21 protein-coding genes, 2 tRNA genes and 3 rRNA genes are annotated in these 24,994 nt (G+C 42.5%); 20 read left to right on the forward strand and 6 right to left on the reverse strand.

The features are described from left to right. Nucleotides 1-2 precede the first annotated feature (2 nt). The 8 genes from truA to MHI35_RS00935 all read left to right on the forward strand — a co-directional run bounded on the left by truA (nucleotide 3) and on the right by MHI35_RS00935 (nucleotide 6,644). Nucleotides 3-746 carry a tRNA pseudouridine(38-40) synthase TruA gene (truA, locus tag MHI35_RS00900; protein ID WP_335349242.1) on the forward strand — a complete coding sequence of 248 codons (744 nt, stop codon included), beginning with the start codon at nucleotides 3-5 and terminating at the stop codon, nucleotides 744-746. Between the two features lie 166 nt (nucleotides 747-912). Beyond that, nucleotides 913-1,350, forward strand: a complete 438-nt coding sequence (gene rplM, locus MHI35_RS00905) for a 50S ribosomal protein L13 (RefSeq protein ID WP_003217042.1) — start codon at nucleotides 913-915, stop codon at nucleotides 1,348-1,350. Between the two features lie 20 nt (nucleotides 1,351-1,370). Beyond that, the gene (gene rpsI, locus MHI35_RS00910) at nucleotides 1,371-1,763 is read left to right on the forward strand and encodes a 30S ribosomal protein S9 (protein ID WP_003217273.1); all 393 of its coding nucleotides are present in this window, start codon (nucleotides 1,371-1,373) and stop codon (nucleotides 1,761-1,763) included. Between the two features lie 654 nt (nucleotides 1,764-2,417). Next, on the forward strand, nucleotides 2,418-3,065 hold the full coding sequence (locus MHI35_RS00915; RefSeq protein WP_335349243.1) for a hypothetical protein: 648 nt from the start codon (nucleotides 2,418-2,420) through the stop codon (nucleotides 3,063-3,065). A 540-nt stretch (nucleotides 3,066-3,605) separates the two neighbouring features. Continuing rightward, the gene (locus MHI35_RS00920; protein ID WP_144523137.1) at nucleotides 3,606-4,121 is read left to right on the forward strand and encodes a GNAT family N-acetyltransferase; all 516 of its coding nucleotides are present in this window, start codon (nucleotides 3,606-3,608) and stop codon (nucleotides 4,119-4,121) included. A 97-nt stretch (nucleotides 4,122-4,218) separates the two neighbouring features. Continuing rightward, nucleotides 4,219-4,965 (forward strand): amidohydrolase family protein, encoded by a 747-nt coding sequence (locus tag MHI35_RS00925; protein ID WP_335349244.1) that lies wholly within the window; start codon nucleotides 4,219-4,221, stop codon nucleotides 4,963-4,965. Between the two features lie 19 nt (nucleotides 4,966-4,984). Continuing rightward, complete coding sequence (locus tag MHI35_RS00930; RefSeq protein WP_144523135.1) at nucleotides 4,985-5,458, forward strand: GNAT family N-acetyltransferase; 474 nt, start codon at nucleotides 4,985-4,987, stop codon at nucleotides 5,456-5,458. Between the two features lie 106 nt (nucleotides 5,459-5,564). Then, nucleotides 5,565-6,644, forward strand: a complete 1,080-nt coding sequence (locus MHI35_RS00935; protein ID WP_249407497.1) for a serine hydrolase — start codon at nucleotides 5,565-5,567, stop codon at nucleotides 6,642-6,644. A gap of 37 nt (nucleotides 6,645-6,681) precedes the next feature. Here MHI35_RS00935 and MHI35_RS00940 read toward each other — a convergent pair whose 3' ends face one another. After that, entirely contained in the window at nucleotides 6,682-7,251 is a 570-nt protein-coding gene (locus MHI35_RS00940) for a DUF4825 domain-containing protein (protein WP_211064362.1), read from the reverse strand. 146 nt (nucleotides 7,252-7,397) lie between these two features. On the opposite strand from MHI35_RS00940, the gene MHI35_RS00945 reads away from it, so the two are divergent. The 3 genes from MHI35_RS00945 (at nucleotide 7,398) to MHI35_RS00955 (ending at nucleotide 9,775) form a co-directional block, all read left to right on the forward strand. Continuing rightward, the gene (locus MHI35_RS00945; RefSeq protein WP_144523133.1) at nucleotides 7,398-7,841 is read left to right on the forward strand and encodes a YbaK family protein; all 444 of its coding nucleotides are present in this window, start codon (nucleotides 7,398-7,400) and stop codon (nucleotides 7,839-7,841) included. 58 nt (nucleotides 7,842-7,899) lie between these two features. Continuing rightward, nucleotides 7,900-8,613 carry an N-acetylmuramoyl-L-alanine amidase CwlD gene (cwlD, locus tag MHI35_RS00950; RefSeq protein WP_144523132.1) on the forward strand — a complete coding sequence of 238 codons (714 nt, stop codon included), beginning with the start codon at nucleotides 7,900-7,902 and terminating at the stop codon, nucleotides 8,611-8,613. Nucleotides 8,614-8,716: 103 nt separating this feature from the next. Continuing rightward, nucleotides 8,717-9,775 (forward strand): Mrp/NBP35 family ATP-binding protein, encoded by a 1,059-nt coding sequence (locus MHI35_RS00955; RefSeq protein WP_058015818.1) that lies wholly within the window; start codon nucleotides 8,717-8,719, stop codon nucleotides 9,773-9,775. 38 nt (nucleotides 9,776-9,813) lie between these two features. Here the strand turns inward: MHI35_RS00955 and gerD are convergent, their stop codons facing one another. Beyond that, complete coding sequence (gene gerD / locus MHI35_RS00960) at nucleotides 9,814-10,398, reverse strand: spore germination lipoprotein GerD (RefSeq protein WP_144523131.1); 585 nt, start codon at nucleotides 10,396-10,398, stop codon at nucleotides 9,814-9,816. A 90-nt stretch (nucleotides 10,399-10,488) separates the two neighbouring features. Here gerD and kbaA point away from each other — a divergent pair, with 90 nt between their 5' ends. Continuing rightward, nucleotides 10,489-11,091, forward strand: coding sequence for a KinB-signaling pathway activation protein (gene kbaA, locus MHI35_RS00965; RefSeq protein WP_144523130.1), 603 nt, complete (start codon nucleotides 10,489-10,491; stop codon nucleotides 11,089-11,091). On the opposite strand, the gene pdaB is transcribed toward kbaA, so the two are convergent. Beyond that, on the reverse strand, nucleotides 11,084-11,848 hold the full coding sequence (pdaB, locus tag MHI35_RS00970; protein ID WP_144523129.1) for a polysaccharide deacetylase family sporulation protein PdaB: 765 nt from the start codon (nucleotides 11,846-11,848) through the stop codon (nucleotides 11,084-11,086). The two genes, kbaA and pdaB, sit on opposite strands and share 8 nt — an antisense overlap. Before the next feature lie 379 nt (nucleotides 11,849-12,227). On the opposite strand from pdaB, the gene MHI35_RS00975 reads away from it, so the two are divergent. The 8 genes from MHI35_RS00975 to MHI35_RS01010 all read left to right on the forward strand — a co-directional run bounded on the left by MHI35_RS00975 (nucleotide 12,228) and on the right by MHI35_RS01010 (nucleotide 20,399). Beyond that, a 16S ribosomal RNA gene (locus MHI35_RS00975) occupies nucleotides 12,228-13,776 on the forward strand. Between the two features lie 182 nt (nucleotides 13,777-13,958). Beyond that, nucleotides 13,959-16,889 (forward strand): 23S ribosomal RNA (locus MHI35_RS00980). A gap of 61 nt (nucleotides 16,890-16,950) precedes the next feature. Further along, a 5S ribosomal RNA gene (gene rrf / locus MHI35_RS00985) occupies nucleotides 16,951-17,066 on the forward strand. The 16S, 23S and 5S rRNA genes sit together here with 2 tRNA genes alongside, the layout of an rRNA operon. A 42-nt stretch (nucleotides 17,067-17,108) precedes the next feature. Continuing rightward, nucleotides 17,109-17,183, forward strand: a tRNA-Asn gene (locus MHI35_RS00990). A gap of 1 nt (nucleotide 17,184) precedes the next feature. Further along, nucleotides 17,185-17,257 (forward strand) — tRNA-Thr (locus tag MHI35_RS00995). Between the two features lie 803 nt (nucleotides 17,258-18,060). Further along, on the forward strand, nucleotides 18,061-18,237 hold the full coding sequence (locus MHI35_RS01000) for a hypothetical protein (RefSeq protein WP_186325059.1): 177 nt from the start codon (nucleotides 18,061-18,063) through the stop codon (nucleotides 18,235-18,237). Further along, nucleotides 18,234-19,202 (forward strand): flagellin Hag, encoded by a 969-nt coding sequence (hag, locus tag MHI35_RS01005; protein ID WP_144522534.1) that lies wholly within the window; start codon nucleotides 18,234-18,236, stop codon nucleotides 19,200-19,202. The genes MHI35_RS01000 and hag overlap by 4 nt, the downstream gene beginning before the upstream one ends. A 231-nt stretch (nucleotides 19,203-19,433) precedes the next feature. Further along, nucleotides 19,434-20,399 (forward strand): bile acid:sodium symporter family protein, encoded by a 966-nt coding sequence (locus MHI35_RS01010; protein ID WP_249407391.1) that lies wholly within the window; start codon nucleotides 19,434-19,436, stop codon nucleotides 20,397-20,399. Nucleotides 20,400-20,438: 39 nt separating this feature from the next. On the opposite strand, the gene MHI35_RS01015 is transcribed toward MHI35_RS01010, so the two are convergent. Genes MHI35_RS01015 through pbp4b form a run of 3 tightly spaced genes read right to left on the reverse strand, consistent with a single transcriptional unit; the run spans nucleotide 20,439 to nucleotide 24,986 of the window. Continuing rightward, nucleotides 20,439-21,686 carry an exo-beta-N-acetylmuramidase NamZ family protein gene (locus MHI35_RS01015; RefSeq protein WP_211063456.1) on the reverse strand — a complete coding sequence of 416 codons (1,248 nt, stop codon included), beginning with the start codon at nucleotides 21,684-21,686 and terminating at the stop codon, nucleotides 20,439-20,441. Between the two features lie 11 nt (nucleotides 21,687-21,697). After that, entirely contained in the window at nucleotides 21,698-23,617 is a 1,920-nt protein-coding gene (locus tag MHI35_RS01020; RefSeq protein WP_335349347.1) for a glycoside hydrolase family 3 protein, read from the reverse strand. A 13-nt stretch (nucleotides 23,618-23,630) separates the two neighbouring features. After that, nucleotides 23,631-24,986: a penicillin binding protein PBP4B gene (gene pbp4b / locus MHI35_RS01025; protein WP_211063454.1), complete on the reverse strand. Its 1,356-nt coding sequence runs from the start codon at nucleotides 24,984-24,986 to the stop codon at nucleotides 23,631-23,633. Between the last annotated feature and the right edge of the window lie 8 nt (nucleotides 24,987-24,994).

A 24,994-nucleotide genomic window follows, 5' to 3' on the forward strand; every position in this document is an offset into this window, starting at 1 on the left:
AGATGAAGGTTAAATGTACCGTATCCTACGATGGAACAAATTTTAAAGGCTATCAGGTGCAGCCTGGGCAGCGGACAGTTCAGACGGAGATCGAGTCTGCTCTTGCAAGAATGCACAAACAGGATGAACTGATTCCGATTGTGGCTTCTGGCCGGACGGACAGCGGCGTCCATGCGAAGGGGCAGGTCATCCATTTCGACACGCCGCTCTCGATTCCGATGGAAAGATGGCCTTTTGCCCTCAACAGTCTCCTGCCGGATGACATCAGGGTTCTAAAGGTTGAGGAAGTGGCTGAGTCGTTTCATGCACGTTTTAGTGTCGTTTCGAAGGAGTACCGTTATAAGGTCTCAACGGAAACGCACCAAAATGTGTTCACGAGACAGTATGCCTGCCACTTTCCTTACCGGCTGGATGCAGACAAAATGAGAGAAGCTGCTGGGCACCTCATTGGCACACACGATTTCACAAGCTTTTGTGCAGCCAATACAGAGGTTCAGGACAAGGTGAGGGAGATTTACACCCTCGAATGGAAAAACGTCTCAGACGGGCTTGAAATGCGCGTGAGAGGAAATGGCTTTTTATACAATATGGTGCGAATTATCGCTGGAACGTTACTTGAAGTCGGATCTGGTAAATTCCACCCTGATGAGATAAAAGCCATGCTTGCCGCCCGAAATCGCGAAGCGGCAGGCAAGACTGCGCCTAGTCACGGACTGTATTTATGGGAAGTTTTCTATGACAACTAAACCAGGTGTAACATGTTCTTGACACAGGAAGCAGAAAGTTATAAGATATCATATGGTATGTATTTCAACCCCACAAATAAGCCCCGGAAGACTTATCTTGTGTTTTGAAATAGAACGTAGCATTTGATTCAAGGAAAAATTATTGATTTATTTAGGAGGGAAATTCATGCGTACAACACCAATGGCGAACGCAAGCACAATTGAGCGCAAATGGCTAGTTGTTGATGCGGCAGGCAAGACTCTAGGTCGTCTTTCTACTGAAGTAGCATCACTTTTGCGCGGTAAGCACAAACCAACTTATACACCACACGTTGATACAGGTGATCATGTGATCATCATCAATGCTGAGAAAATCGAACTAACAGGTAAGAAATTGACGGACAAAATTTACTACCGTCATACAATGCACCCAGGTGGTTTGAAACAAAGAACTGCTCTTGAGATGCGTACAAACTACCCTGAAAAAATGTTGGAGCTTGCTATCAAAGGTATGCTTCCAAAGGGTCCATTAGGCCGTCAAATGTTCAAAAAATTAAATGTGTACCGTGGTTCTGAGCATCCACATCAAGCACAACAACCTGAAGTTTACGAACTTCGCGGTTAATTATAAGGGAGGTTAACAATTTGGCACAGGTTCAATATTACGGTACAGGTCGTCGTAAAAGTTCTGTAGCGCGCGTTCGCTTAGTTCCAGGTGAAGGCCGTATCGTCGTTAATAATCGTGAAATTACTGAATACATTCCATTCGCTGCTTTAATCGAAGACGTGAAACAACCTTTGAACATCACAGAAACAGCTAACAGCTACGATGTTCTTGTAACTGTTCACGGTGGTGGATTCTCTGGTCAAGCTGGAGCAATTCGTCACGGTATCTCTCGTGCTCTTCTAGAAGTAGATCCTGAGTACCGTACATCACTTAAACGTGCTGGACTTCTTACTCGTGACCCACGTATGAAAGAGCGTAAGAAATACGGTCTTAAAGGCGCACGTAGAGCTCCTCAGTTCTCGAAGCGTTAATATTACTTTGCATAAATCCTCTTTGCTCTCATGGAGCAAGGAGGTTTTTTTATGTCAAATTTAGTATTGAATACCCTTAACATAAGTTTCATGTACTTCTGGATCATAACGGCCGTTTTCTCTTTCACTTCATCGACCACATGAGTATAAATATCCACCGTGATTTTGATATCTGTATGACCGAGTCGAACTTGTACATCTTTTATAGAAACCTTGGATGCAAACAACAAACCGTCATGTTAAAGGCATAAGGTGTGATCTGTGGAAGTTCTGAATTCTTTAAATAAATACTCTTTAGCGTTTCATTTTTTATTTTTAAAGCTATTTCTACAAAGGTACTGATTTTTTTAAGAAGTAACATTTCTTTTAAGCCTATTAAGCTGATATTCATGTTTAAAATATTTTTTTCTTCGTCTACTCGGTAATTTACTGTAAGACCATTTTAAGGTTGTTTAATAACCTCATAATTGACCACATTTAATCACCCCACCAATATAATTTCATATTAATATTTAAAATCTAATAATAAAATAATGTCGAGGTTTACTACAGAAGTCTAAAAAACAATAATATTACGTTTAACATTAGAATATAGGTATTGAGTTTATATATATATTTTGAAATAATTGGATTAAAAAAGAAGGTGATTTATTAATGGAGAACAAACAAGCAACGATTGATCAATACTTAATTTCAAATTGTTTATTTATTATCGATGAATTTAATGAAAGATTTAATCAAGTTAAAGATAAAAGTGAATTGAAAATTATTGCAGACTCTGGATTTAGTGAAGCTGATTTAACTGTTCGATTAGGTTATCCATTTAGACAGATGGCAAAATTTAATATGCAAGGACCTGATACTAGAGATATTGTTGTTGACTCAAAGGAATTCTTAATTGAAGTAAAGTTTCTCCGTAATTTTCAAAGCGGTGGGGGGAAAGCAAATAAAATAACGTGGAAGGAAATAAAAAAAGACTTTGATTGGTTATATACTGAGATACGCAAAGGTTATAAAGGAAAACGAGCATTTATTATAGGTTGGTTTAATGCTGTCGATAGGTTAAGTCAAATAGTTCAGTTAGGAAAAGGTAAAGGTATGTATCCAGATATAGATGAAGAGAAAATGAAGCATTTCCCTTTTTTAAACAGAACTGGACTGAAGACAAAAGATATTTTCTATATGTACCCTTACGCTTATGAACCAATACCTATACAAATACCTGGGTATGCAGGTAAGGGTGCAAATTGTATGTTTTTTGGCAAGGAAGAAGATAAATTTCACATGGCTCTATACTGGTAAACACACTGTATTTATGCAGGATAACAATATTATAAAATGGATACGAATTGAATAAACGGAGGAGCTACTATGGAAGAACCTAAAAGACTGGCGCCAAAAAAAGACGTACTACGTGATTTATACCTTAAAAGAGATAATTGAAAATATGAGATTCTCACTGTTAGATTAATAAATTGACCTCTTTTAATGAACTAAGGGGGCTTTTTTATAGCTTGCAATCATATTTTTTAAATCCTTTTTAAATACCTTTACGAAAAACCAGTTGCAACCCCTCGAAATAAAAATGAATAAATCATTTGATTTTATAAGGGGCATCCTGCATAACGGTGATAACTCCATCTCTGAAAAAGCTTTAGAAATACGGTCTTAAAGATACAAAGGTTTGTTACAGACAAATCATATAACAAAAGCATTAGCATTTGCTGGTGCTTTTATATTTATGCCTTTTTATGTAGATAAATCATGACTGGTCTCTTCCTCTTGAATACGTATAAAATATGAGTATAGAAGTTTTCTGTTAAAAAAGATGGAGGTTTTCCTATGAATCTAACGACAGAAAGATGTCTCATTCGACCATTTACTGAGGATGATTGGCAGGATGTCTATGCCTATACATCTGATCCGGTCGTGATGAAGTATATTCCAGAAGATGTATTTTCTAAAGAAGATGCGCAGAATTTTGTCAAAGATAATCGTCATGAAGATGCTAAGTATGTCGCAGTTCTATTAAAAAAAGATCATACATGCATCGGGCATATCGCATTTCATCCTTACTTTGGTGATCACACGTATGAAATTGGCTGGGTCTTCAATCTTGCATATCAAAACAAAGGTTATGCATCTGAAGCGGCTTATGCTGTCCTACATCATGGTTTTCGCACACTGAATTTACATCGGGTCATTGCCACTTGTCAGCCTGAAAATGTGCCATCGTGGAGAGTGATGGAGAAAATGGGGATGAGAAGAGAGGGTTATTTTAAAAAGTGTATACCACAGGAAAATGAGTGGTGGGATGAGTTTTACTATGCCATCTTACGAGAGGAATGGAAAGCTTGATAAGTATTCATGATATGAAGTAATTCGTCATTCCAAATATCCCTCGACTTTCTCTATTGATATAATCAGATCAAATAAGCAGAAGAGGGGCGCGCGCATGAAGATCTTTGATGCACATTTTCATATCATTGATTTTAATTTTCCCATTCAAGAAAACCAAGGGTATATACCGCCTAGTTATGATGTGAATGATTATAAGAGAGAGACGGCTGATCTAGGGATTGTAGGTGGAGCCATCGTCTCTGGGTCATTTCAAGGCTTTGATCAAGGCTATTTGTTGAAAGCGCTAGATGAGTTGGGTCCCGCTTATTGCGGCGTGACTCAATTACCTTTTACAGCAACTGACGATGAAATTGTTCATTTGGATAAACATGGGGTAAAGGCCTTACGTTTTAATGTGAAGCGGGGCGGTTCAGAGGATATTTCGATGCTCGATTATTTTGCGAGAAGAGTGTATGAGCTGGCTGGGTGGCATAGTGAGCTTTACATAGATGCTAAGCACCTCCCTGAAATATCATCAATTCTTGAAAAACTGCCTGCTATTTCAATTGATCATTTAGGCTTATCGGAAGAAGGCTTGCCGCATTTGCTCAAGCTGGTTGATAAAGGGGTTCGAGTGAAAGCAACAGGTTTTGGACGCGTTGATTTAAACGTTGAACATGCATTGACGTCCATTTATCAAACGAATCCTGATGCATTGATGTTTGGTACAGACCTTCCATCCACAAGAGCAAAGCGTCCATTTGAATACGGTGATGTTGAGTTGATTCAACAGCTTTTTGATAAAAAAGCTGCTGATCACATCTTATATAAGAACGCACATCAATGGTATTTTGGTCAATAATTCATAGGAGGTGTGTTCAATGGGATTCAGTCAACTGACGTTCAGAGAAGCCAAGCTGGATGATCTCGACAAAATCGTCTTCATGCTCGCGGATGACATGTTAGGTCAAAAAAGAGAGCGTTACACTCAACCATTATTAGAAAGCTATATCAAAGTCTTTCATTCAATAGATAGTGATCCAAATATTGAACTCATTGTTGCGTGTGATCAGGAAGAAACTGTCGGTGTTCTCCAATTAACCATGACGCCATTTCTTACACATCAAGGAGGATGGAGAGCTTCAATAGAAGGAGTTCGTACGGCCTCGACTCATAGAGGAAAAGGAATTGGCACGATGTTGATAAAAAAGGCTATTCAACACGCAAGCGACCGTGGCTGTCATATGGTTCAGCTAACAACAGACAAACAGAGACCAGATGCACGCCGTTTTTACGAAAAGTTGGGCTTTGAAGCTACGCATGATGGGATGAAGCTGCAACTGCCTCATGAATAAAATCATCAAACGGAGGGGATTCACAAACCCCTTCTTTTTTGTGTCTTTATTTCAAATATTTGTTATATTAAATATATAAATCCTCTGTTATTTGGAAAGGAGAAACATGTTACTCAAAATCGGTCTAGTAGTCATAGGTGTGGTCATACTTTACGTTGTGGTTCAAGTCTTGCTGTATAAAAGAGATATGAAGAAAACGAAGGAAGACCTTTTGACATTTGTTACAAAAAACAAAAAGGACGTATCAGTGACAATCATTGAAAATGATGATGTGGTGTTAGAATGGAATGCTGATCAAAAAACACCACTTGCAAGTACGGTTAAATTAGTGGTTTTATTTCATTTTGTTAAGGTTGTATCCAGCGGGGGCATCAAGCTAGAGGAGAAAGTGGCATTGCCTGATATAGAGCGGTTTTACATTGATAGAACAGACGGTGGTGCGCACGTGTACTGGCTGGAGGTCAATGATTTTTCTGAGCATGCGACTTTATTAGATGTTGCCAAAGGGATGATGCAATTCAGTTCGAATGCTTGTACAGATTATTTGATTGACCGGCTGGGCTTAGAAAAGATCAAGGATCAGATGAAACAAGCAGGTCTTACAGAACATGATGAACTCATACCGCTGACTCCAATGCTTTTGTGGTCCGCTTATGTATCTGATCGTCGGCAGGATGCATACAAGAAAATGAGCGGTGTATCCGAAGAACAATACAAATCTCTAATGAATGAGATTTTTAATATCATGAAAAATGACCCAGAGCATAAAAAGGCGTTAGAAGAAAAAATGAAAAAAAAGAACTTATTAAGCTGGCGTATACAATCATTACTGACGCAAAAAATGACAAAGTCTACAACCAATGAATATACACATTTTATGAAACGTCTTCATGACGAGCTGTTAACAACAGAAGAAAAGAGTCTTTTTAGCCAAATCATACTGGGAGAAACATTGAAAAAGGAAACAGATCAATATTTTTGGTATAAAGGCGGAGCAACATTGTTTGTTTTCACAGGTGCTTTATATCGAAAAACAGATACATCATCTATATCCATTTCTTTTTTTATCAATGATCCGAAAGCGAATCATTCTCACTGGGTAGGAGAAGTATTCAATGAATTTATGCTTACTGTAGCAGTGGATCAAAACTTTCGACAACAATTAATTCAAGCTTTTACTAAATAATCATCAAAAAAACAGAGGGAGACACCCCTCTGTTTTATTATTTCTGCATGGGAAACACTCTATATACATCTTGCCGTTTCTCTTTTGACTTCACAACTCCATCAACCAGTTCCTTCTGCCAAAGCTCTACATTGTCTTGGTACTCTTTAAAGGAGTGAGGGAGCTTTTTTTCTAGCTCTTGTCTTTTAAATGTGACGGATTGTTTGTCGTTAGAGTTTATCTTGAGTGTCACTTGTTCAGCATTATTGATAAGAATAAAAAGTGCCAATGCATTATATAAGTAGTTTTTTTCAATGTTATCCTTCTTGTCAAACCAAAATGTATCAAATTGTTCTTCTATATCATTGGCATCTTTTTTCAAGCCATACGTCACTTTTAGCTCTTTTTCATCTACGATTTCATACTCACGAATCACGTTACCTGGAAGATCTGATAAAATAGCGCCAATTGCTCCGTTGTCTCCAATATAAGAATTTTTGTGTTTGGAGAGCTGTTTTAATGATATGTCTTCTATTCCTTTTATGTCGCTCTTCTGCTCTGTCGCTTGACTGCCGCATCCAGATAAGACGACTGTTAGTAGCAATAGGATATATATCCACTTCTTCATGAATTTTGCCCCTTTTCTATTCTTTCTATATATAAATGTTCATTTTATCACAATTTTCCAATCCGTTAGCTCATTGATTTCCATTTACTGAACTGCATGTTTTGTTCAAACCAACGAACAATACAAAGAAAAAAGGAGTTCAGTCCATGGCAGAGGTTCTTTCATTTTATCAATTGAAAACAAAACGAGATGTCACGCTTGAAAAGAAGCTGTTGCGTACATTGTCTCTTCAACAGGTGACGGATGCTTCCGAGAAATTCACGAAGAAGCTGTTCCCTTTTGCAGATGATCCAGCTGGGATTATGAGTGATGGCTGTATTGATTTCGCCATTGAGGCTTTTTTAGCAGGTGGGAGATACGGTGAGTCGAGTAAGTATGGTGAATCATTCGATGATATAAAGAAGCGGTCAGTTTATGAAGAAGATGAACTAGTTGAGGAGCTAGCAGGGTGTTTGCAGTCGTGGGGGAATATGTTCCGAATGGAGCGGAAGATGTCGTGCCTGTATCCATTTGCGAAGGATTTTTTAAGCATGTGGTGGCAGGAAGGCTTTCGAGAATCAGAAAAAAGGCATAAGCTTCGGCTGCACTAAGCATATTTCCAGCCCTTGTCCCATATCTATAAAATAATGGTGTATGGGAGGGACAGGGATGAAAAGAAAGCTGAAATGGACAGGGTTTTTAATCGGGTTTATTGTCCTCTTATTCTTATTCAGGTTTCAATTTCTAAATGATGATTCGTGGAAATCGTGGAATTTGCCTTTGAGCGGCAAGATCATCTATTTAGATCCGGGTCATGGCGGTCCAGATGGCGGGGCTGTAGGAGGAGAGTTGCTTGAAAAAGAGATTGCGCTGGATGTATCCATGAAGATACGTGACTATTTACAGGAGCAGGGAGCACTTGTTCTTATGACCCGCGAGGATGATTCTGATTTATCATCAAAGAACACAAAGGGATATGCGCGGAAGAAAGCGGAGGATTTAAGAAACCGTGTAAAAGCTATCAATGAGTCTGAAGCGGATTTCTATCTAAGTATTCATTTAAATGCGATCCCATCGAACAAATGGAGCGGCGCACAGACGTTTTTTTACGGGAAATATGAAGAGAATGAAAAGGCAGCGAAGTTCATTCAAGATGAATTGCGCAATAATCTTGAAAACACAGATCGAAAGGCGAAGCGGATCAATGGCATTTATTTAATGCAAAATGTGACGAAGCCAGGAGCTCTAGTGGAGATTGGATTTCTCTCCAATCCGAGAGAGGCCAGTCAGCTAGCAACACCTAAATATCAAGATCAAATTGCTGCCTCCATTTATAAAGGCATTTTAAGATATTTGACAGAGCAAAAAGAGCCACCTGAATAAGGGGCTTTTTCCTTTTGAACGCAGGCAAACAGGACAGACATTGTAAGGATATGTATGATATACTTGGATTGTAAACGAATTCAATAAAGGGTGAGGTTCTGCTATGATCGGACAAGATGATGTGAGAAAACTAGTTGGGAAGATGGACGAACCTTTCCTTCATATACCGCTTGGTGAGCTGGATGCCATCAAGGAAATCAGCCTAAAGCCTGAAAAAGAACATGTGAGCTTAAAGGTGGCTATTGCCAAAACGGGCACTGCTGAGCAGATGAAGCTGCAGCAAGACATCGTACAAGCCTTGAAAGCAGAGGGTGCTAACACAGTAGGACTTCGTTTTGAAGAACTGCCTCAGGAAACTCTTGAAAGGTTTATGCCGTCACAAGATGAGGAAGAAAACCTACTCAATTCTAAAAATCCGCCTGAATTCCTTGCGATTGCGAGTGGAAAGGGAGGCGTTGGGAAATCCACCGTGTCTGTGAACCTTGCTGTAGCACTGGCTCGTCTAGGAAAAAAAGTCGGACTGATTGATGCAGATATTTATGGCTTTAGTGTACCGGATATGATGGGAATCACCGTCAGACCAACGGTTAAAGGGGAAAAAATTATTCCTGTGGAACGCTTTGGTGTCAAAGTGATTTCAATGGGCTTTTTTGTTGAAGAAAATGCACCGGTCATTTGGAGAGGACCGATGCTTGGTAAAATGCTAAATAACTTCTTCCACGAAGTAGAGTGGGGAGAATTAGATTACTTACTATTAGACCTTCCGCCTGGAACGGGAGATGTGGCGCTTGATATTCATACAATGCTTCCAAGCTGTAAAGAAATCATTGTCACAACACCGCATCCTACAGCTGCCTTCGTTGCTGCTAGAGCAGGCGCAATGGCACTTCAAACAGATCACGAAGTGCTAGGGGTCGTTGAGAATATGAGCTATTATGAAAGCAAAAAAACAGGTGAAAAAGAATATGTCTTTGGAAAAGGGGGCGGGGACAAGCTAGCGGAAGAACTGCGAGTATCGGTCCTTGGTCAAATTCCTTTAAGGCAGCCTGACTGGAATGAAGATGATTTTGCTCCATCTGTCTATGATGCGAGTCATCCGACGGGAGAAGTGTATCAACACATTGCGAATAAAGTTATTGAACAATTAGCAGTAAAAGCATAATGAAAGCCCGAGCGGATGTATGTCCACTCGGGCAATGTTTAACTGCCGCTTTCTTCGCTGCCTTTTGATCCGGAATCATTGCTTTCAGATGCTGCTTTTTTAAGCTCATCTTCGAATTTCTTCTTATAAAGAGGACTGCTTAATGTTTCCGTAATCACTTTTTCTAAATGCTTTCTGAACTCTTTACTTTTTATCAGTTCACCGTATTTCTTTTCCATTTCAGGATCCTTGAGAATATCCATCATCAATTGCTGATAGTCAGGGTCCTTCATTAACTGTTTTAACATCTTTTCATGCTGTTGCTGCATGGATTTTGCGAAAGTCTCGGCAAATTTAGAATCCTCAAAGACCTTCTTCCAGAACTCTTTGCCTTTATCAGAAGTCAGTGTTTTCTCTATCGTTTTTTTCACAGTTTGTTCATCCATTACCAAAGCTTCATTCATTGCCTCGTCATTTAATAACTGTTGAATGGCCTTTTTACCGTCATCTGTCTTCAATATATCGACGACCATTTTCTTTGTTTCGTCATAGTCCATATTAGATGAGGATTGGGTTTTGGGAGCACAAGCTGTTAGAGATAAAAGGAGAAAACAGCTCATTATACGCAAGATGCCTTTTGACATACTGTGGCTCCTTTCGTTACATGTCTTACTTTTAATATGAATGTTTCACGTAAATTTATACATAACAAAAATAGGGGTTGGATCAATTCAATGAAAAGTCGGGATTTAGTTCGTTTTTTCTTCTCTGTGCTAGCTGTTGGAGCGGTCATTACAAGCGTGGTAGGCTTTGCGCTGGAGTGGGGAAAATATCAGAAGCTTTTTATATCGTTTGAAATACTAGAAATCGCATCTGTGTTGTTTTGGTTCATTGGTGTGGGGATGATTTTTAGTGTCATTAGCCAGATGGGGTTTGTTGTCTTTTTGACGGTGCACCGATTTGCCCTAGAGATATTCCGGTCACATTCTTTATGGAATACCATTCAACTGTTTCTGGTGATCTTTGTGCTGTTTGATTTAGCTTACTTGCGATTTTTGTTTTTCGGGGAGAATGAATCATTTCTTCCGTATGTATGGCTGCCTGTCTTTATCGGAGTGTTCGCATTGATCGTGGCTTACTTTAAACAGCAGCAGTCCTCTAAGAAAACATTTGTTTCCGCAATGTTTCTCATGGTTGTCATCACGTCGCTAGAATGGTTCCCAGCGCTCAGAGTCAATGAAGAGGACTGGCTGTATTTAATGCTATTCCCGTTATTAGGCTGTAATGCGTTTCAGTTATTAGCTATGCCTCGGTTTTCAAAGGCGAAAGCTACTTAACTTCCGATGACCTTGTTTTGGTATTGGAGATCAATTCGCCAACCGTTACATTTTTTAAATTCTTCTCTTTGATTTGTTTCAAAATAGCTGGTAAGGCTTGAGCGGTTTGGGTTGCTGAATCTGAGGCATGTAGGAGAACAATGTCTCCGCTTTTCATTCGATCATTTACATTTTGAACAATCTGATCGACGCCTGGATTCAGCCAATCCTGTGAATTGACGCTGTAATGGACAACGGTATATCCGTATTGTGTGGCAATTTTCAATGCTTTTTCGTTAAATTGCCCAGTTGGTGGTCTTAATAGTTGAATGTCATCTAGCCCAAGCTTTTGAAATGAATTTTGTGCCCGGACAAGATCTTGCTTGATTTCACTATCTTCAAGCTGGCTATAATTTTTATAAGCATAGCCAAGGCTGCCAATTTGGTGGCCGTCCTCTCTAATTTGTTTGACGATATCCGGATGACGCTCAGCCCAAGAAGCAGACAGAAAAAAAGTAGCGTTCTTTATATCGTACTCTCGAAGGACATTTAAAATAGGCACAGCCTTCTCATCTCCCCAGCCGATATTAAAAGTGAGGGAGACATGTTTTGAGGAAGTCTCGCCTTTATAAATGGCTCGGGGTCCGTGTTCTGTTTTAAATACCGACAGCGGCGGCGCCTTTTGTACATAAAAAAAGGTTGCAGCTGCTAGGGCTGCTACAAGAATAACGACAACTTGCTTCAGCCGTTTAATAGGCAACACATATAATCGACTCAATTCAAACACTCCTGCCTTGTCCGAGATTGTTAATTGATTGTATGCAGGACAAGGGTTTGAGATGCACAATAAAACTATTTCAAAAAAAGTTTTGAAAAGGCGTTGACCAATAGAATGTTTTCGTGATATATTATTAATCGTCGCTGACACACAGTGACAAACACAAAAACGCTTCGGGAAATAAACTTGAAAAAAGTTGTTGACATAAGATGAAGCGAAATGTTATATTATTAAAGCCGCTAAGAACGGCGAAGATGATCTTTGAAAACTAAACAAGACAAAACGTACCTGTTAATTCGAGTTTTTATAAAAAAATCCTATGATGTTTCATAGGTAGTCAGTCAAACGCTGACGAAAAACAAAACTTCGGTTTTGTACTTTTTCGGAGAGTTTGATCCTGGCTCAGGACGAACGCTGGCGGCGTGCCTAATACATGCAAGTCGAGCGAACAGAAGGGAGCTTGCTCCCGGATGTTAGCGGCGGACGGGTGAGTAACACGTGGGTAACCTGCCTGTAAGACTGGGATAACTCCGGGAAACCGGAGCTAATACCGGATAGTTCCTTGAACCGCATGGTTCAAGGATGAAAGACGGTTTCGGCTGTCACTTACAGATGGACCCGCGGCGCATTAGCTAGTTGGTGGGGTAATGGCTCACCAAGGCGACGATGCGTAGCCGACCTGAGAGGGTGATCGGCCACACTGGGACTGAGACACGGCCCAGACTCCTACGGGAGGCAGCAGTAGGGAATCTTCCGCAATGGACGAAAGTCTGACGGAGCAACGCCGCGTGAGTGATGAAGGTTTTCGGATCGTAAAGCTCTGTTGTTAGGGAAGAACAAGTGCGAGAGTAACTGCTCGCACCTTGACGGTACCTAACCAGAAAGCCACGGCTAACTACGTGCCAGCAGCCGCGGTAATACGTAGGTGGCAAGCGTTGTCCGGAATTATTGGGCGTAAAGGGCTCGCAGGCGGTTTCTTAAGTCTGATGTGAAAGCCCCCGGCTCAACCGGGGAGGGTCATTGGAAACTGGGAAACTTGAGTGCAGAAGAGGAGAGTGGAATTCCACGTGTAGCGGTGAAATGCGTAGAGATGTGGAGGAACACCAGTGGCGAAGGCGACTCTCTGGTCTGTAACTGACGCTGAGGAGCGAAAGCGTGGGGAGCGAACAGGATTAGATACCCTGGTAGTCCACGCCGTAAACGATGAGTGCTAAGTGTTAGGGGGTTTCCGCCCCTTAGTGCTGCAGCTAACGCATTAAGCACTCCGCCTGGGGAGTACGGTCGCAAGACTGAAACTCAAAGGAATTGACGGGGGCCCGCACAAGCGGTGGAGCATGTGGTTTAATTCGAAGCAACGCGAAGAACCTTACCAGGTCTTGACATCCTCTGACAACCCTAGAGATAGGGCTTTCCCTTCGGGGACAGAGTGACAGGTGGTGCATGGTTGTCGTCAGCTCGTGTCGTGAGATGTTGGGTTAAGTCCCGCAACGAGCGCAACCCTTGATCTTAGTTGCCAGCATTTAGTTGGGCACTCTAAGGTGACTGCCGGTGACAAACCGGAGGAAGGTGGGGATGACGTCAAATCATCATGCCCCTTATGACCTGGGCTACACACGTGCTACAATGGACAGAACAAAGGGCTGCGAGACCGCAAGGTTTAGCCAATCCCATAAATCTGTTCTCAGTTCGGATCGCAGTCTGCAACTCGACTGCGTGAAGCTGGAATCGCTAGTAATCGCGGATCAGCATGCCGCGGTGAATACGTTCCCGGGCCTTGTACACACCGCCCGTCACACCACGAGAGTTTGTAACACCCGAAGTCGGTGAGGTAACCTTTATGGAGCCAGCCGCCGAAGGTGGGACAGATGATTGGGGTGAAGTCGTAACAAGGTAGCCGTATCGGAAGGTGCGGCTGGATCACCTCCTTTCTAAGGATATATGGAGCAGCGTGCGTTTTGGTCTTGTTTAGTTTTGAAGGATCATTCCTTCAAAACATGTCTCTAGCGAGACAGGATTGTTCTTTGAAAACTAGATAACAATAAGTAATACATTCACATTGAATGCAATGCAAAGTTCATCACACATAGTGATTCTTTCTAAAGTAAGAAATGGTTAAGTTAGAAAGGGCGCACGGTGGATGCCTTGGCACTAGGAGCCGATGAAGGACGGGACGAACACCGATATGCTTCGGGGAGCTGTAAGCAAGCTTTGATCCGGAGATTTCCGAATGGGGAAACCCACTGCTCGTAATGGAGTAGTATCCATACTTGAATACATAGAGTATGAGAAGGCATACCCGGGGAACTGAAACATCTAAGTACCCGGAGGAAGAGAAAGCAAATGCGATTCCCTGAGTAGCGGCGAGCGAAACGGGAACAGCCCAAACCAAGAGGCTTGCCTCTTGGGGTTGTAGGACACTCTATACGGAGTTACAAAGGAACGATATAAGCGAAGAGGTCTGGAAAGGCCCGCCAAAGAAGGTAACAGCCCTGTAACTGAAATGTTGTTCTCTCCAGAGTGGATCCTGAGTACGGCGGAACACGTGAAATTCCGTCGGAATCCGGGAGGACCATCTCCCAAGGCTAAATACTCCCTAGTGACCGATAGTGAACCAGTACCGTGAGGGAAAGGTGAAAAGCACCCCGGAAGGGGAGTGAAATAGATCCTGAAACCGTGTGCCTACAAGTAGTCAGAGCCCGTTAAAGGGTGATGGCGTGCCTTTTGTAGAATGAACCGGCGAGTTACGATCCCGTGCAAGGTTAAGCAGAAGATGCGGAGCCGCAGCGAAAGCGAGTCTGAATAGGGCGCATGAGTACGTGGTCGTAGACCCGAAACCAGGTGATCTACCCATGTCCAGGGTGAAGTTCAGGTAACACTGAATGGAGGCCCGAACCCACGCACGTTGAAAAGTGCGGGGATGAGGTGTGGGTAGGGGTGAAATGCCAATCGAACCTGGAGATAGCTGGTTCTCTCCGAAATAGCTTTAGGGCTAGCCTCAAGGTAAGAGTCTCGGAGGTAGAGCACTGATTGGACTAGGGGCCCCTACCGGGTTACCGAATTCAGTCAAACTCCGAATGCCGATGACTTATCCTTGGGAGTCAGACTGCGAGTGATAAGATCCGTAGTCGAAAGGGAAACAGCCCAGACCGCCAGCTAAGGTCCCAAAGTATACGTTAAGTGGAAAAGGATGTGGAGTTGCTTAGACAACCAGGATGTTGGCTTAGAAGCAGCCACCATTTAAAGAGTGCGTAATAGCTCACTGGTCGAGTGACTCTGCGCCGAAAATGTACCGGGGCTAAACGTATCACCGAAGCTGCGGACTGTTCTAACGAACAGTGGTAGGAGAGCGTTCTAAGTGCTGTGAAGTCAGACCGGAAGGACTGGTGGAGCGCTTAGAAGTGAGAATGCCGGTATGAGTAGCGAAAGACGGGTGAGAATCCCGTCCACCGAATGCCTAAGGTTTCCTGAGGAAGGCTCGTCCGCTCAGGGTTAGTCGGGACCTAAGCCGAGGCCGAAAGGCGTAGGCGATGGACAACAGGTTGATATTCCTGTACCACCTCCTCACCATTTGAGCAATGGGGGGACGCAGGAGGATAGGGTAAGCGCGGTATTGGATATCCGCGTCCAAGCAGTTAGGCTGGGAAATAGGCAAATCCGTTTCCCGTGAAGGCTGAGCTGTGATGGCGAGCGAAATTTAGTAGCGAAGTTCCTGATTCCACACTGCCAAGAAAAGCCTCTAGCGAGGTGAGAGGTGCCCGTACCGCAAACCGACACAGGTAGGCGAGGAGAGAATCCTAAGGTGATCGAGAGAACTCTCGTTAAGGAACTCGGCAAAATGACCCCGTAACTTCGGGAGAAGGGGTGCTTCTTAGGGTGTTAAAGCCCCGAGAAGCCGCAGTGAATAGGCCCAGGCGACTGTTTAGCAAAAACACAGGTCTCTGCGAAGCCGTAAGGCGAAGTATAGGGGCTGACGCCTGCCCGGTGCTGGAAGGTTAAGAGGAGCGCTTAGCGTAAGCGAAGGTGCGAATTGAAGCCCCAGTAAACGGCGGCCGTAACTATAACGGTCCTAAGGTAGCGAAATTCCTTGTCGGGTAAGTTCCGACCCGCACGAAAGGCGCAACGATCTGGGCACTGTCTCAACGAGAGACTCGGTGAAATTATAGTACCTGTGAAGATGCAGGTTACCCGCGACAGGACGGAAAGACCCCGTGGAGCTTTACTGCAGCCTGATATTGAATGTTGGTACAGCTTGTACAGGATAGGTAGGAGCCTTGGAAACCGGAGCGCTAGCTTCGGTGGAGGCATCGGTGGGATACTACCCTGGCTGTATTGACCTTCTAACCCGCTGCCCTTATCGGGCAGGGAGACAGTGTCAGGTGGGCAGTTTGACTGGGGCGGTCGCCTCCTAAAATGTAACGGAGGCGCCCAAAGGTTCCCTCAGAATGGTTGGAAATCATTCGCAGAGTGTAAAGGCACAAGGGAGCTTGACTGCGAGACCTACAAGTCGAGCAGGGACGAAAGTCGGGCTTAGTGATCCGGTGGTTCCGCATGGAAGGGCCATCGCTCAACGGATAAAAGCTACCCCGGGGATAACAGGCTTATCTCCCCCAAGAGTCCACATCGACGGGGAGGTTTGGCACCTCGATGTCGGCTCATCGCATCCTGGGGCTGTAGTCGGTCCCAAGGGTTGGGCTGTTCGCCCATTAAAGCGGTACGCGAGCTGGGTTCAGAACGTCGTGAGACAGTTCGGTCCCTATCCGTCGCGGGCGCAGGAAATTTGAGAGGAGCTGTCCTTAGTACGAGAGGACCGGGATGGACGCACCGCTGGTGTACCAGTTGTTCTGCCAAGGGCATCGCTGGGTAGCTATGTGCGGACGGGATAAGTGCTGAAAGCATCTAAGCATGAAGCCCCCCTCAAGATGAGATTTCCCATTCCGCAAGGAAGTAAGATCCCTGAAAGATGATCAGGTTGATAGGTCTGAGGTGGAAGCGTGGTGACACGTGGAGCTGACAGATACTAATAGATCGAGGACTTAACCTATATTCTATTGTGAAGTTTGAACATTGTTATCTAGTTTTGAGAGAACATTCTCTCCATCAGGTTTGGTGGCGATAGCGAAGAGGTCACACCCGTTCCCATACCGAACACGGAAGTTAAGCTCTTCAGCGCCGATGGTAGTTGGGGGTCTCCCCCTGTGAGAGTAGGACGCCGCCAAGCTTTTTGTTTATATCCTTCCAATGGAAGAAGTTACTTTATCATTCCGCAGTAGCTCAGTGGTAGAGCTATCGGCTGTTAACCGATCGGTCGTAGGTTCGAGTCCTACCTGCGGAGCCATGCTTCCATAGCTCAGTAGGTAGAGCACTTCCATGGTAAGGAAGAGGTCAGCGGTTCGAGCCCGCTTGGAAGCTTTCCTCTAAATGTTGATCTGACAGGGTTTCTCGATGATGAGAAGGCTTTTTTTTATGCCTTTTTTTATTTGCTTTGAGACCACTAAAGTATTTGCTTCTCTGATCGTATGTTTAAACGGATTAAGAGTTGTTTTAACATCTGCATGACCTGAACGCTGAGAGATAGCCAGGTATATGCCGATTTGATTTATTAGCATAGTAGTATGAGTAAGACGCATATCATGCAAATGAATTTTCTTAATATCGTGCCTTTTTTCGAATCAATCCACCATGTATTTAAATTTGAAAAGGCAGTTGAGAACGTACAATGCTAATTCGTCAGCTGATCAATTAGCAAGGAATTCCAGTGGCCAACGTTGTGCCACATAAGAGATTGAATGGAACGAAGACAAAAGAAAAGCATTGAAAAATTGAAAGAAAGCCCCTGACCATAGAGAACAGGGGCTTTTTGATGTTTATTTTTCAACGTGTGAAAATCTGTGAAGCTGCAATTCTTTTGCAGTCGCAACTTTCATTATTCTTCTTTTCTCTGTTACTTTATCGAGTGATTCTAGGGTATACGAAAAGTGTTGTTTCCACACGGTTTTACACTAATCATGTTTCTCATCCTGTTTTCGTAATATGTCATTTTTACTTTACTCCATCAAACGCAGTGTATTGAATTTTATCTTCCTTATATGCTTGTTAAATGTGTCTAATTTGTGAAATCAACAAATTCCACAAACTAAAATATGTGGTAAGCCTGTCTATAGTAGGTAACACAATACTCTTTGTTATGGTGAGCATTAATAGAAGGAGATTTCATGATTATTGCCATAACTGGTGTTACATATGGTAGTGAAGTTAGAGAGCCAAAAGGTGCTCTGCATTACTACTATACACATGCCTTAGAAATCGGAAATTCTAAGGAAGAGCTTTTCATCCAAATGGACTTACAGATAAGCTCTCGAAAAAAATTACATGGAGGTAATAGGAAATGAGAATTAACCACAATATCGCAGCACTTAACACTTTAAACCGTTTGTCTGCAAACAACGGTGCGAGCCAAAAGAACATGGAGAAGCTTTCTTCTGGTCTTAAGATCAACCGTGCAGGAGATGACGCAGCAGGTCTTGCAATCTCTGAAAAAATGCGTGGACAAATCCGCGGATTAGAAATGGCATCTAAAAACGCACAGGACGGTATCTCTCTTATCCAAACAGCTGAAGGTGCATTGACTGAAACTCACTCAATCCTTCAACGTGTTCGTGAACTAGTCGTTCAAGCAGGAAATACTGGTACACAGGATAAAGAGTCTGACCTTCAATCTATTCAAGATGAGATTAAAGCTCTACAAGAAGAAGTAGACGGTATCTCAAACCGTACAGAGTTTAACGGTAAGAAATTATTAGATGGTACATTTAAAGCAGGAACTCCGGGAACTCCAGCAATTCCACCGACAGATCCAGATGATCCTGATACAGGTACACCTGCAGTCCCGGCAACTGGTGAAGATTTGGTATTCCAAATCGGTGCTAATGCAACTCAACAAATTTCAGTTAATATTGAAAAAATGAGCACAGATGCATTAGGAGTGAAAGACGCTGATGGAATTGTTGCAAATCAATCTTTGAAAGACATCGATGTTAGAAAATTTGCTGATAATGCAGCAGATGCTACTGATGTTGGTTTTGATACTCAACTAAGTATTATTGATGCAGCTATTAACCAAGTATCTGCTCAACGTGGAAAACTTGGTGCAGTGCAAAACCGTCTAGAGCACACTATTAACAACTTGGGTGCATCTGCTGAAAACTTAACTGCTGCTGAGTCTCGTATTCGTGACGTTGACATGGCGAAAGAAATGAGTGAGTTCACGAAGAACAACATTCTTTCTCAAGCGTCTCAAGCAATGCTTGCACAAGCGAATCAACAGCCACAAAACGTACTTCAATTATTACGTTAATAAACCAAAAGCCCCTTTATGTAGGGGCTTTTTTTGTTTGTCTTTATTCGGTTCGATGTCCAGTGATAGAACGTGTAAAGGAAAAGTATCATGCAGCTGGCGTACAAGTAGACATAGTTGGAATGGATACACAAAGTCGAAATCTTGTGAAACAGGTGAATGGTTCTTCATAAGTTCTTTCTGTTTGTTACAATAGAAAAGGTAAGAAAGTGAAGGATGGAGGTGGCCGGCATGCTTGTGCGTTTGAACCAAGTGCTCGGCCGTATGATGCCATTTATTACGCCTATTAGTGTATTACTTGGTGTTTTATTGGCGGCTTATTTAAAGGATTTTACGTTTATGGTACCTTGGGTATTTGCCATTATGACATTTTCAGGGAGCTTGTCGTCTACTTTTTCAGCTTTAAAACATACGGTGATGCATCCATTGCCTTTGATTTTATCGTTTATGATTTTGCATGTGTTGATGCCTCTGTATGCTTGGTCAGCGGGGCATTTGATATTTGCGGGTGATTCTATGACGATTACCGGTTTGACGCTTGCGATGGTGATTCCGACAGGTGTGTCTAGTTTAATATGGGCGGCAATGTATAAAGGAAATGTTGGATTAACGTTATCTATCATTTTAATAGATACATTGCTTTCGCCATTGATTGTGCCAGTAAGTTTGTCACTCTTCGTCGGTACACAGGTCCATATGGACATGGTGGCAATCATGAAAGGGCTTTTCGGTATGGTGGTGCTGCCCTCTATTTTAGGGATGCTCGTTCGTCAGTATGCAAAGCCATCGGTGACAAGAGCAATGAGCCAGACCTTGGCTCCTTTTTCAAAATTAGGCTTGTTTGTTGTCGTATCGATTAACAGTTCTGTTGTCGCACCCTATTTGCGTGAATTGGATGCTGCATTTTTTAGCAAAGCAGCGACTGTGTTTTTCATTGCGATGAGTGGGTATGCATTTGCGTGGTGGATTGGAAAGGTGATGAAATGTACTCAAGGGGAGATTGTCGCCATTGTGTATACGGGCGGCATGAGAAATATTAGTGCCGGAGCTGTACTTGCTATTAGCTTTTTCCCGCCTGCTGTTGCTGTCCCTGTTGTGATTGGTATGCTGTTTCAGCAAGTACTTGCTGCCTTGTTTGGTTACTTACTCAATCGTTTTGAGCTGAAAGCACCAGCTGTGACTAAATCTTTAACATGAAAAGACCTCCATTCTATGAGATGGAGGTCTTTTTGCGAATTAATAGATTAGATATTTCTTCCGTTTCTTTTCGAACGATTTGAGGTCGTGATGATAGCGCTTCATGATGTGTTTGACGGAAGTACCTTGATTGATTTCTTCTTTGATCCAACCATTCCCGATGAGTTTATCAAAGCTTCCTGTTTGAAGGAATTCAAAGTCTTTTGGATATAAATCATGTATGGCTTTGATGATGGATAAACCTGTTTTTACCGCTTCGAATGAAGAGCGGTCTGTGACGTATAGCTGCACACCGTGTGATAGTTTCCCTGCATGTTTAGAAAAAGTGGGGGTGAATGATACGGGTCTAAATTTCACACCCTTTAGTTTTAATTGATTTAAATGATCTGCTAGTTCATTGCTATTGATATATGGAGCGCCAATGAGCTCGAACGGTTTTGTTGTTCCTCTGCCTTCAGAGACATTTGTCCCTTCAATTAATCCTGTGGCGGGATATACAAAGGTACTATCCACTGTCGGCATGTTAGGCGAAGGAAGGACGAACGGCAGCTTCGTGTCATCAAACGTCATGGAACGCTTCCAATGTTTCATTTTGATGACTGTGACATCAGCATTGATATGAAACTCTTTGTTAAAGAATTTTGCTAGTTCACCAGTTGTCATCCCATGTCTTAATGGTATTGGATAGAGTCCCACAAATGAAGCGTGTTCAGGTTCTAAGACAGGACCTTCTACTTTTAGTCCGCCGATAGGATTTGGACGGTCTAGGACAACAAATGGAATGTTGTTTTCTTTAGCTGCCTCCATTGCATAGGCCATCGTGTAAATATAGGTGTAATAACGAGCGCCGACATCTTGGATATCAAACAGCAAGACGTCTACATTTTTGAGCATGTCAGGCGTTGGTTTTCTTGTTTTTCCATAGAGAGAGTAAACAGGAAGACCTGTTTTTTCATCGGTATAGGATTCGACCCCTTCTCCTGCTTGTGCATCGCCGCGCACACCATGTTCAGGCCCATAAAGAGCAGTAAGTTTGATATTTGGATGCTCAAATAGAAGATCGACACTGCTTTTCATATTTGCATCAATACCAGTTGGATTCGTAATGAGGCCGACCCTTTTCCCTTTTAACCATGAAAGGCTGCCTGAGAGTAGTGTTTCGATCCCTGTTTTGACTGTCGCTTTTTTTCCTTTTGTATCTGTTCGTTCTTGGTTTGCGGGGGAGGCGGCGGTCAATGTGCTCATCATGAGAATGCTTGCGAGTATCAAGCTTGCTGTTTTTTTCAAGAGAATCCCTCCTATTTGAACTGTTTCCCTTTCAAGTTAAGTCCATAGCCGAATGGATACAGGATTTGATTTTGATGAGTGACAGATGGGATATCTACAGGCAGTTTGCCTTTAGGTGATGCAGTGCCAAATATGACTTCTAATCCAGCAGGTATATTTGGCTGGTTGAATTGTCCGTTTGAGTAGCCTTTAAAACCGTAAACAGCTAGTAAGGCATCTGCCTCCTCAAAATTTGCTGCATCGTAAGGATTTCTTAGGCTCATGACGACCATTTTTTTGTTTTGTGCTGCAGCTTCTTTCATGACAGCACGTGGGAAAGCAGTCGCCCATTTTTTCGGGTCCTGTACGTTGTCATCAATCACACCATCATTCACAGCTGGGTCATTTTGTACAACGTAAGACCCTGTAATCACATAGTCAGCGTCTTGTATGAGTTTGGCTGTTTCTTTGTTGAAGAACTTATCCGCAAAAGCATATGATTGGATACGTACAGGCTTGATCTTTTTTTGTTTAATCAGAGAGTCAATTGTGACAGACATGGCTTTTGTCTGATCTTCGTAAGGTGCCATGACCAAGATCTTGTCATTCTTTTTAGGTTTGAAGGGTAGGGTCTTATTGTTGTTTTTAAGCAGGGTGATCCCTTCACGTGCCATTTTTTGTTCTGCTTTCCGGTGCGATTTTTTCCCAACGACTTGAGTGGCTTTTTTGATTTTTTTCTCAAGGGTCATAGGTTTTTTTGAAGAGATGATGTCACGTTTGATCTTCAATTGAAGAATTTTTTCAACAGATTCGTTGATTTGAGACATCGGGATTTCTTTTTTTACAATTGCCTGTTTTACCGCATTGAACACATTCTCAAGATTTTTCTCTGTTTTAAGAGAGGTGACTGGTGCTGGCATGAGGGCGATGTCGACGCCAGCCTTAATGGCCATCACTACAGCTTCCTCCTGTCCGAAGTTATCTGCAATCGCTTTCATGTTTAGGGCGTCTGTTACGACAACTCCTTGAAAGCCCATCTCTTCTTTTAATAAATTTGTGATGACTTTTTTCGATAAGGTTGCTGGAACCATAATGTCCTCGCCATCTTTTTTGCTTTTATACGTTGTATCATCAATAGCAGGAAATTGAACATGAGCGGTCATGACCATATCCGCACCAGCGTTGATCGCTTGATGAAACGGATACAGCTCCACTTTTTTTAGACGATCTAGATCATGTTCCACGAGCGGCAAGCCGTAGTGACTATCGACTGCTGTATCACCATGTCCCGGGAAATGCTTGAGTGTCGAAATCGTCTTCTCCTTTTGAAGTCCCTTCATGGTTTGAAGACCAAGCCTTGTGACAAGAGTAGGATCAGAGCTAAAGGAACGGACACCAATGACAGGGTTGTTTGGGTTATTATTCACATCTAGCACAGGAGAGAAGTTTGTATTGATCCCTAGTGCGTTTAATTCTTTACCGATGATTTTCCCTGTGTCGTATGCATTTTTCTTGCTTCTAGAGGCACCAATCGACATATTTCCTGGGAAATGTGTTCCCTTTTGTAATCTTGTGACGATTCCACCTTCTTGATCAATTGAAATGAGTAATGGAATCTTTGGTGATGCTTTTTGAAATTCATGGGTTAGTTTGACGGTTTGTTTCGTATCAACAACATTCTCAGCAAATAAAATGACACCGCCTAGATGATATTTTTCTACAAGGTGTGATACTTCTTTATTCATCTTAGTGAAGCCTGTAGGTGCGGATTCATCTTTTGTTTGCCAATTACGAAAGTCTGGCATGAGCATTTGGCCTATCTTTTCATCCAAAGACATGTTTTGTACCATTTGTTTTGCAGTTGGAAGAGGGGCAGAGCTTACCTTCTCCGTTGGAATAGAAGAGGTGAGCAGTGCTAAAACCAAAGCAGCGGGGAACAGTGCTTTTAACATCGAATTCCTCCTTTTACTTAAAAGATTCATAGATGGCTGTCATAATGCTTCCATAAGTGCCAGTTGGGAAAAGGTCACCTTCAAATTGATTTGGGTTGGTTTCAGGTGAAACGACAGGCGAATGTTTCTTATTTGTCAGTAAGACGATACCTAGATTATGTTTTGGATCAATCAATGTCATGGTTCCGGTCCAGCCAGTATGGCCATAGGCTTCGTTACTTGCATATTTTCCAAACATCCATTCCATGTCAGTATGACCGTTTTTACGCCAGCCTAGCCCGTATGTTGGGTTTGTATCAGATGAGGCTGTAAATAGATCAATAGAAGCTTGATCAAAGATGGTGGTTTTTCCATAGCCTCCTTTGTTCAGCATAAGCTGAAGTAGCACGGCCATATCGGATATGTTAGAGAAAAGTCCAGCATGACCAGAGACTCCTGCCATTGAGTAATATGCTTTCTCATCGTGTACTTCGCCTAGTAGGGTGTATCTGCGAATGTTTTCAAAATCAATGACACCATCTCGCGAATTACCTAAACGTTCGGTTGCGGCAAAATGCTTCGGTTTAAAACCTTTTTGTAGCGGATTGAACATGGTGTGTTTGAGACCTAGTGGTTGGTAGATTGTCGACTCTACATATTGATCAAGAGGCATTCCTGTTTTTTTCTCAATGATCATGCCTAACAGCATGTAATCAATGTCACTATAAATGTGCTGGGTGCCTGGTTTGTATTGCAAAGGGACCTTCGGTAGCCATTTCATCGTTGTTTTTCTATCTTGAGAGTAATAGGTGCCGGCTGCTTCTTTGCTATAAAACAAGACACTGGAAGGGAGTCCGGCTGAATGGGTCAGTAGATCTTTTACACGGAGTTGATCTTTGCCGATTACCTTTGCATCTGGTTCATCTTTAAAATCTGGCAGGATGGCTTGTATTTTTTCGTTCACATTCAGTTTTTTCTCGTAGACAAGCTTTTGCAAGGCATAGTTGGTCGCATACATTTTGGTGTTGGATGCTAAGTCGAACAGTGTATTCTTTTTCATTTTCTTATAGGATTTGAGTTCGGTTGTTCCTTCGTATTTTTGCCTGTAGCCATAGGCTTTTTGATGGACGATTTTTCCGTCTTTGATAATGATGAGTGCGGCTCCAGGAAATCCTGCTTTGATGTCCTTTTGAATCATATGATCAACCTTCCTAAGCTGCCTAGAAGAAAAACCAACTTGTTCCGGTCGTTTTGCCTTTTTTAAGACGGGATATTCTTCAGGTGCTGTTTTAGACAAAGACGATGCAGGATGGGAGCTAGTTGCAAATGTTTGAGCTGGTAATCCAAGGAGCATGAGCAGACTTGTTATTAAGAGAAAGTATTTCTTCAAGAGTTAGC

The organism is Bacillus sp. FSL K6-3459 (assembly GCF_038003305.1).
Lineage (GTDB): Bacteria > Bacillota > Bacilli > Bacillales > Bacillaceae > Bacillus > Bacillus pumilus_O.